We start from the raw sequence: 1103 nt of genomic DNA, 5'->3' as shown, positions 1-1103 counted from the left end.
TGAAGGATATCGAAAACACTACGGTCCGCGCCCAAGGGAGTGGCGGTGCCATGGCTGCCTACGATTTCGGGTGGATGTGGCACGAACTCGGAATCATCAGGCTCAGGAAATTGAACTGCCCCGGGTTTACCGGAGAGTAAAACTCTCGGAGGATGAGCCCCATGGTAGAGAAGAAGAAGACATCGCGTTATTCGCCTGAGTTCCGTGAGCGCGCCGTGCGCCTTCTGGACGAGCATCGATCGGATTACCCGAGCCTATCGGCGGCCTGTCGCGAGATTGGTGGCAAGCTGGGCTGCTCGGGCGACAGCCTGCTCGACTGGTGGAAGCAGGCCCGGCGGGACGCGGGTACGCAACCGGGGCCGACCACAGCCGAGACGGCACGGATCAGGGCGTTGGAGCGTGAGGTCCGTGAACTGCGTCAGGCCAATGAGATTCTCAAGAAAGCTTCAGCTTATTTTGCACAGGCGGAGCTCGACCGCCCGTTTCGCAAATGATCGCGTTTATTGAAACCTACCGTGCCGATTACGGGGTCGAGCCAATCTGTCGCGTTCTGCCGATTGCCCCGTCCACGTTTTATCATCAGGCAGCCATAGTGAGATGGGGTGGTTGCCGTCCTCCCCGCACGGCATCGCAATGTGCCAGAATGGTCGTTGGAAGAAACGACTGCGCGAAAGGACGGCAGATGAAGGATACAGTGATAGGCGTTGATCTGGCAAAGAACATTTTCCAGGTTCATGGAGCTTCGCGTGCGGGCGAGGTGATGTTTCGCAAAAAGCTGCGTCGTCAGCAGTTTATGCAGTTCATGGCCACGCAGCCGCCTGCTCTGGTCGTTCTTGAAGCGTGCGGGAGCGCGCATTACTGGGCTCGCGAACTGGCAGGAGCTGGTCACGAGGTCAGACTGATCGCTCCGCAGTATGTGAAGCCTTTCGTGAAGCGCCAGAAGAACGATGCTGCTGATGCGGAAGCGATCGTCATTGCGGCCCGTCAGCCGGAAATGCGCTTTGTCGAACCACGCACTGAAGCGCAGCAGGCGCGTGGCGTTCTTTTCCGGGCCCGGCAGCGTCTGGTGCACCAGCGCACGGAACTGGTGAATGCCCTGCGTG

General features: G+C 59.2%; 1 protein-coding gene, 1 pseudogene and 1 other annotated feature. The gene and the pseudogene both read left to right on the top strand.

Annotated features, from left to right (window positions below):
- Window positions 1-161: 161 nt before the first annotated feature.
- A pseudogene (locus tag GOB86_RS15520) lies at window positions 162-577 on the top strand (transposase); the annotation flags it as partial.
- Window positions 449-565 (top strand) — a sequence feature (AL1L pseudoknot). It overlaps the preceding pseudogene by 117 nt.
- A 105-nt stretch (window positions 578-682) precedes the next feature.
- Window positions 683-1103 (top strand): IS110 family RNA-guided transposase (locus tag GOB86_RS15515; protein ID WP_151210867.1); only part of this gene is annotated, 421 nt, incomplete at its 3' end.

It is taken from the genome of Acetobacter lambici, assembly GCF_011516885.1.
Classification (GTDB): Bacteria; Pseudomonadota; Alphaproteobacteria; order Acetobacterales; family Acetobacteraceae; genus Acetobacter; species Acetobacter lambici.
Note: the sequence above shows the minus strand (reverse complement) of the source record. Positions and strands in the feature narration are given on the sequence as shown.